The sequence below is a fragment of the Dyadobacter sp. genome, assembly GCF_039919315.1.
GTDB lineage: Bacteria > Bacteroidota > Bacteroidia > Cytophagales > Spirosomataceae > Dyadobacter.
The window spans coordinates 1-7,028 of the sequence record NZ_JBDSFX010000062.1 but is presented as its reverse complement, the minus strand read 5'-3'; the positions used below and the strand labels follow the sequence as shown (position 1 = coordinate 7,028).

Annotated in this window: 7 protein-coding genes; 1 reads left to right on the top strand and 6 read right to left on the bottom strand. The window is 45.5% G+C overall.

Going from position 1 to position 7,028, the window contains the following annotated elements; genetic code table 11:
* From ABIO93_RS17630 to ABIO93_RS17605, 6 genes are all read right to left on the bottom strand, one after another.
* The coding region (locus ABIO93_RS17630; protein WP_348069979.1) for an alkaline phosphatase family protein at positions 1-1,596 on the bottom strand (1,596 nt) is incomplete at its 3' end.
* Between the two features lie 21 nt (positions 1,597-1,617).
* On the bottom strand, positions 1,618-2,748 hold the full coding sequence (locus tag ABIO93_RS17625; RefSeq protein WP_348069977.1) for a TIGR03364 family FAD-dependent oxidoreductase: 1,131 nt from the start codon (positions 2,746-2,748) through the stop codon (positions 1,618-1,620).
* Between the two features lie 27 nt (positions 2,749-2,775).
* Entirely contained in the window at positions 2,776-3,483 is a 708-nt protein-coding gene (locus tag ABIO93_RS17620; RefSeq protein WP_348069975.1) for an HAD-IA family hydrolase, read from the bottom strand.
* Between the two features lie 317 nt (positions 3,484-3,800).
* The gene (locus ABIO93_RS17615; protein ID WP_348069973.1) at positions 3,801-4,379 is read right to left on the bottom strand and encodes an XRE family transcriptional regulator; all 579 of its coding nucleotides are present in this window, start codon (positions 4,377-4,379) and stop codon (positions 3,801-3,803) included.
* Between the two features lie 132 nt (positions 4,380-4,511).
* On the bottom strand, positions 4,512-5,327 hold the full coding sequence (locus ABIO93_RS17610; protein ID WP_348069971.1) for an isocitrate lyase/phosphoenolpyruvate mutase family protein: 816 nt from the start codon (positions 5,325-5,327) through the stop codon (positions 4,512-4,514).
* An 8-nt stretch (positions 5,328-5,335) separates the two neighbouring features.
* Positions 5,336-5,773 (bottom strand): carboxymuconolactone decarboxylase family protein, encoded by a 438-nt coding sequence (locus tag ABIO93_RS17605; protein ID WP_348069969.1) that lies wholly within the window; start codon positions 5,771-5,773, stop codon positions 5,336-5,338.
* 195 nt (positions 5,774-5,968) lie between these two features.
* Here ABIO93_RS17605 and ABIO93_RS17600 point away from each other — a divergent pair, with 195 nt between their 5' ends.
* The gene (locus ABIO93_RS17600) at positions 5,969-6,877 is read left to right on the top strand and encodes a helix-turn-helix transcriptional regulator (protein ID WP_348069967.1); all 909 of its coding nucleotides are present in this window, start codon (positions 5,969-5,971) and stop codon (positions 6,875-6,877) included.
* The last annotated feature ends 151 nt before the right edge of the window (positions 6,878-7,028 follow it).

Genomic DNA, 7,028 nt, shown 5'->3' with positions numbered 1-7,028 from the left:
GAGCCAGAACCCGCCGCCATTGTTATAATATGTTACTTTGATCGCATGCTTACCCGCTTTCAGTTCGACAGAACCTGTTTTTTCCTGCACACCATGGTTTCCGTCATTGTCCATCACCTGTTTCCCGTCGATGAACAGCTTGCTACCGTCGTCCGACTGAGTGTAAAACTGATATTTCCCATCTGTATCAATCTGGATAAACCCTTCAAATTGCAACGCAAAGCTCTCATTTCCTTTTTCCAGCAACTTGTTGATCTGATCCCTTTCCATGCCAAATTCAGCATGGTTCCAGGTTTTCCCTTTTTTCAATTGGCTAAAATCAGGCAGTTTCCGCAGATCATTACCCTGATAAAAAGTAGTAGTGACACCATTACCCTGTCCGCTTTTCACCAATCTAAAATAAGCAGTGGAAGCCAGACTTGGGTTACCTTTCTCATCAAAAGTTTTCGCTTTCACTACCGTCGTTTTATTGACCTCAAATGGCTCTTTGTAAATCAGCTGCGATAAAAGTGGATCAGAACCGTCTGTGGTGTAGCGGATTACTCCGTTTGCCACTTTCGATTCAATTTTCACCTTTGGTTTTTCATTCACATATAACCCTCCTGCTTGCTGGTACAAGTTGCGGTCGGGGAAAATTACCGGGGTTTCTACTGTCTTTTCGCCCAGCCATAAATTCTCCGGTTCATTCTGTCCTTCAAAAACAGGTTTCACCGGCCTGCCGATCCATGCATAAGGCTGCTGAACACCTAGCGCATAGGCAATGGTCGACGCCAGGTCGTAAGTATATACCTGCTGCTGAATGACATACCCCTTCTTGACACCTTTTCCATAAAAAATACCTGCTATCTCAGCTTCCTGAGGCGTAGCGCCGCCATGGCCATAACCTATCCCGCCATGATCTGCCCAGATAATGACCAATGTTTTGTCCATGATTCCCGCTTCCTTAATCCCGTCAATGATCCTGGTGATCAGCGAATCGGTTTTGGAAACAGATTGATAATATTCCTTCGATCCATGCCCACCGTGATGGCCCGCATGGTCTACATGGTCGAAATGCACGAAACCCAGTACTGGTTTTTTAGTTTTAATGTATTGGATAAAATCCGTGGCCGTCGAATCCTCGGTCGAAAAACGCTTGTCGTAATTCACTGAATTCTTCTGGAATAATCTCCCAAAACCATCCCAATGATACACAGTACCGATCTCAGCTTCCGGCTTTGCATGATGCAAAACACTGAAAATCGTAGGAAAACGACCATCTGCTTCACTCACGATCGGTGGCAAGGTATGATCGTCCATTTCCCAGTCGTTATTAATAATTCCGTGTTGCTCCGGCCCAGCCCCCATGATCATCGACGCCCAGTTCTGGCTACTGGCGGAGGTCAGGACAGTACGCACATTCCATTTTACGCTCCCGTTTTCAATGAGACTATGGATAAATGGCGTTTTGCCTTTTTTGATACCGTCGGGACTGAGACCGTCCACGCCGATAACGATCACATGCTCAATCCCGGATGGCTTTGTTTCCGGGTTTTGGGCGCACGCTGCCAGCGGCAGTAATGCCGCGGACAACATATACAATGCTTTTGAAAACATAGGAATAAGATTAGATTGGCCTTATAATGCTTGGTATGTCCCTCCAACCACTTCGTCACATAACCCGAATGATAATGTCATCCCGTTACCTCCGAGACCGTTGATAATGGTCACCCCGCTTTCCGGTCTGATGACAATTTCGGTTTTCCCGTTTGTCATTTTGGGATAGATCCCATGCCAGGTCTGGAAAACCTTCGGCGATTTGAACTGAGCAAACGTACCCAGGTAATCAAGGATCATTTTATTGATAAATTCCCTGTCGAAAGGATCGAAAGTGAGTGCATACTCGTGCGAGTCGCCTACTGTAATCTCACCTAATCCATTCTGTGAAGCCATGACGTGAATACCCCACTTCAAATGTTCGCTGTATTCGCTTTCGTATCTTGCTTTCAAACCCGGCAATGAAGCCGCGGCCTGAAATCCGTGGTAATGTATCAACGAAAGACCGCCACACAAGGCCGGACCGATTTTCCAATCGTCTGGCTGCGCTTCCAGTCTCAGCATTTGCAATTTGCATTTGGTGAGTGGTGCCGCTGAGAATTGTTCAGGATAAAGCGTCTCAAAATCCTGACCGCTACATACGAAAACCTCGTCCGCCGACCAGCTTTTGGCACCCGAATAAACATGCGGATATTCGACTTTCGAAATCGCGGTGTTCCAGATAAATTTGATCCGCCATTGTGATTCCAGGTAACCCGGTATTGCCGCAATCGCCTCTCTCGGATCCACGATCATTTCATCTTTCGACCACAACGAACCCAACAATTCTTTTCCGTTTACCGCAGGGGATTTTTCCAATGTTTCAACTGCATTGAGGACGCTCACCGGTCTGTACGGACTCACTTCCACAAACTGCTTGATCACTTCCAGCTCGTCCTGATGATATGCCATGTGCAGGCTACCACCTTCATAAGACCAGCATTTCGCGCCAGCCAGCGTCTCTTTCCATATACTTTTGGCATGTAAAGCCCGCTCATATAATTTCCCTTCCGGCTGTCCGATAGGCCATACCATCCCGAAATTGCGGATCGAAGCACCTATCGCTTTCGATGACCGCTCAATTACTGTAACCTGATAACCGCGTATTGCCAGCGCACGCGCAGTGGCAAGTCCAACGATTCCTGCTCCGATAACAATAGCAGATTTACTCATTATAAATACTTTGGAATGGGATGTCTATTAATTTTTTTGGGTAGCAAAGGCACTGCTCGCTGAAATAATGCTGAGTACGTCTGCAATATCGTCGATGATGTGGGTAGGCTTGTAGGGAAGCAATTGTTCACGCGTGAATGCGCCCGTCGTAACTGCTATCACATATTTACAACCCGCATTGATCCCTTCATTAATGTCCACCTCCGTATCTCCTACTTTCGCCACATTTTCAGCGGAAGTAATCCCCAGCTGTTTCATGATTTTCTGGATCATATCCGGGTAAGGACGGCCGTAAGGCACTTCATCGCTTGCTACCAGGTAGTCGATCTTGTCTTCCCAGCCCAGCCGATCGATAATCACATCAGCGATATCTCTGGAAAAACCGGTGTTCAATGCGATCTTCACCCCGTCCGCACGCAGGCTTGCAAAAGTCTCCTCTACATTGGGTAGCGGTGCTAACTCTTGCGTCGTACGATAGAAATCCAACATTCCGCTCACGAATTTCGCCTGAATGGCAGCTACAAGTTCGTCGGTTATTTTGCCCTTATCCGCTTCCCGCACTTCCAGCATCATCCTGATCGCCAACGGCTTTTCATAACCCATCAATGGATTTACGTCCTCAATAGCAATGCCGTAACCTTGCGATTTCATTGCCTGCTGAAACGCAATTCCTACATAATTTTTGTCCTCGACAGTGGTACCCGCCATATCAAAAACAACAAGTTCTGTTAACATCTTTGTGATTATAATTGGTGAACTAATATTAAACTTTATTCAGTTTGGATTTAGGAAATCAGATCGAATTTGAAAGTGCAAATGTAAAGCAATACTTAACTTACGAACTTCATTTCAGGTCAACATGCTGATTTGCAACCAAAAATATCTCCAAATCACTACACTCACAAGAACAAGTTAAGTAATATTGAAATAATTAGGGCATATTTTTCTCCAAAATGCAAAAATAGCACCTTATAAACGCGCAGATATTACCAGAATGTTAATTAATATTTAACTTTTAGAAATTAAGCGAACGCATCTCCCGTGTAGCGAGACTACACGGATTCATTGAAGAAGTAGATCACGAGCAGCAGCACCTCGTCGCCGTCGATGCATTTAGGATTGTGCAGTTCATTGGCATCAAAAAACATAGAATCGCCCTGATTGAGGACGTACTTATTTTTCCCGACAGTATACTCTACCGATCCTTGCAGCACGTATTTGAATTCAAATGCATTAGTGCGGACCATGGGGCGGCGCGCATCCTTTTCCAGCCGAAGCAGCACCACATCGATATGGTTGTCCTTAAACTGTTTGCTGAAAATGCGGTGGTAGTAAAATCCCTTGGCGTTTTCTTTCGTAAACGGCTGATACTCTTCCTTCCTTCTGATCAGCACGCTCTCGCCTGGCGCCGTCGAAATAATATCTTTGAAAAAAGCATTCAAATCAATGTCAAGTGCTTTGATCAGCCCCAGCATTACCGGTAAAGAAGGAATAGTACGGCTGTTTTCTATCTGAGACACAAGGCTTTTGGTAACACCGGCCTCATTTGCAATCTCCTGAAGGGTTACTCCCTTATTCTTTCTGACCTCTTTTAATTTATTACTGATCTGTAAAAGAATATCTTCCTGCATAGAGAATCGCCGTTTGTTATCAACTGAATTTAGCCTAATGAACGGGCAAGGTAAAGTATAATTTTATCTAAAAATATAAAATCTCCCGGTCCTGGGACCGGGAGATTGAAAAAAGTTAAAAACCAGAAGTCCCTAAATTCCGGTAACCGGATAATGACTCCCCTCACTTTTTACTTCACTTAACAACTTATTCATGGCTAATAGTACTGCTTTTTGAAAATTTGGGCCGAAACTCACCCTGGCCACACCCAGTTTCCGTAATACCTGAATATCAGACACTCCGGTCGTGGCCAGAATATTCACCGGCACTGATAACTCCTGCACCAAAGTGGCGATAGCATCTTCGTCTTTGACCAGAATTGGATAAACCGCATCCGCCCCGGCATCCACGTACGCTTTGCCTCTTTCAATACTTTGTTCCAGTCGAGCCTCCGGCTGCAAATCCGAATGTCGCAGGTAAACATCCGTTCTTGCATTAATAAATAATCTTACACCTTCTCTTTCCGCCACCCTGCGGATCAGACCGATTCTCTCAGCCTGAATTTCGATCGATAACAACCGATGCGTCCGCGGATCGCTATCCTCAATGTTGATCCCGGCAATACCAGTTCCGATCAGTTTGCGGATGTTCGTTTTCAATGTGGCGGCATCGGACGCGTAACCTGATTCAATGTCGGCAGTCACCGGTACGCTCACCGACTTTACGATTTGAGATAAAATACTCAATACCATCTCAAAAGGTACATTTTCTCCGTCATGATATCCGTTCGCACGAGCGATCGAAGCACTTGCCGTAGCCACAGCGCGATACCCTGTTTCTTCCAGCAATGTCGCTCCCGCTACGTCCCAGATATTAGGCAATACCAGCAGATCCTCGCTGTAATGCAGCTTTTTGAAGACATCGGCTTTCTCCGATGGCTTACTTTGGGTTAAAGGACTATTGAACATGTGATTCATCAATCAAGCGCTAAATGATCCGTGATCGCAATTCTGTTCCAGGCACTGATCGTGACCACCGCCATGACCACCGCTTTGGTGTAAGCTTCACCCAGCAATTCCACTGCCTTGTCGTACACTGCATCGCTAACTCCGTGATTGGCGATCAATGTGACCTCCTCCGTCAATGCTAAAATTGCTCTTTCTTCCTCAGTATAAAGCTGCGTTTCCTGCCATGCACTCAGCAGGTAGAGTTTCTGCTCGCTCACGCCCAGCTTTCGGGCGTCACGGGTATGCATGTTGATGCAATAGGCACAGCCATTAATCTGCGAAGCCCTGATCTTGATCAATTTATAATGTATTTTATCCAGGCCGCTTTCGGAAATATAGGCTTCCAGCTGGCGTATTGCGGCATACGCCCTGGGATCTACCTCTTTGGTTGAACTTCGATTTGACATCACTACGTGTTGTTTACTACGTTACCTTTTACAAAAATACTACAACACAGGACTACCATTTTGATCCATTTTGAATATTTTGAGTAGTCCAATGATGATCTCCGGGGATTTTTTTCGAATTAAAAAGCTGTTAACCTTTTAGAAATTTCGAGATACTTTTTGGCATACTTTATTTGAATTTTATAATTTTACGAAATGAGCAATTCAGAAAGCATTCAGGAATTCTATCGCCGCGTACCACAAGCCAATGCTTCCGGATTATCCCTCAATAATACGGGCGCAGGTCACTTCAATGTATTTGAAAGAAGCTCCTGCTTCAAAAAGACGCCTTTTAGTCGCAGGGATTTCTACAAGGTTTCGTTCATCATCGGCACAGGCAGGTTGCATTATGCCGATAAATGGATTGACATTGACCGGCCTGCATTGCTTTTTTCCAATCCAATGGTACCCTATTCCTGGGAAGCTATTTCCGAAGAGCAGCTTGGCTGGTTTTCGTTATTTACGGAAACTTTCGTCCATCCTGCTGAGCGGAAGGACTTTTTGCAGGATTCTCCATTGTTTAAGATCGGCGGCAATCCCGTGTTTTTTGTAGACGAGCAGCAGCAAAAAGACCTTTCTACGATCTTCAAAAAAATGATGGCAGAGATCGAGTCAGACTACACGCACAAGTATGAAATGTTGCGTAACTATCTGCACCTGATCATTCACGAGGCGATGAAAATGCAGCCTGCCGAAAGTTTTGAACGACAGATCAATGCGTCCAGCCGCATTACTTCGCTCTTTATGGAGTTACTGGAAAGGCAATTCCCGATTGATGCGCCAGAAAATGGTTTGAAATTGAAAACAGCGAATGATTTTGCAAAAAGCCTGTCGGTACATGCGAATCATTTGAACCGCTCGGTCAAAGAAATCACCGGCAAAACCACCACAGAGCACATTTCTGCCCGGATCACCCAGGAAGCTCAGGCATTATTGAACCATACCAACTGGAATGTGTCCGAAATTGCGTACAGTCTCGGCTTCGAATACCCCGCCTACTTCAATATTTTTTTCAAGAAACAGACCGGCCTTACTCCGGGTGGCCTGAGAAGCAGGGCTGTTTGATTATTATAAAGATCTGTTTGAAAACTATAAACCGTCAGATTGCCCTTGCATTTACTTTTGTATTGTTAGACTTGGTAAGTCTTGAAGACGGGGTCGCCCAGACGGGGTCGCCTAGACGGGGTCGCCTAGACGGGGTCGCCTAGACGGGGTC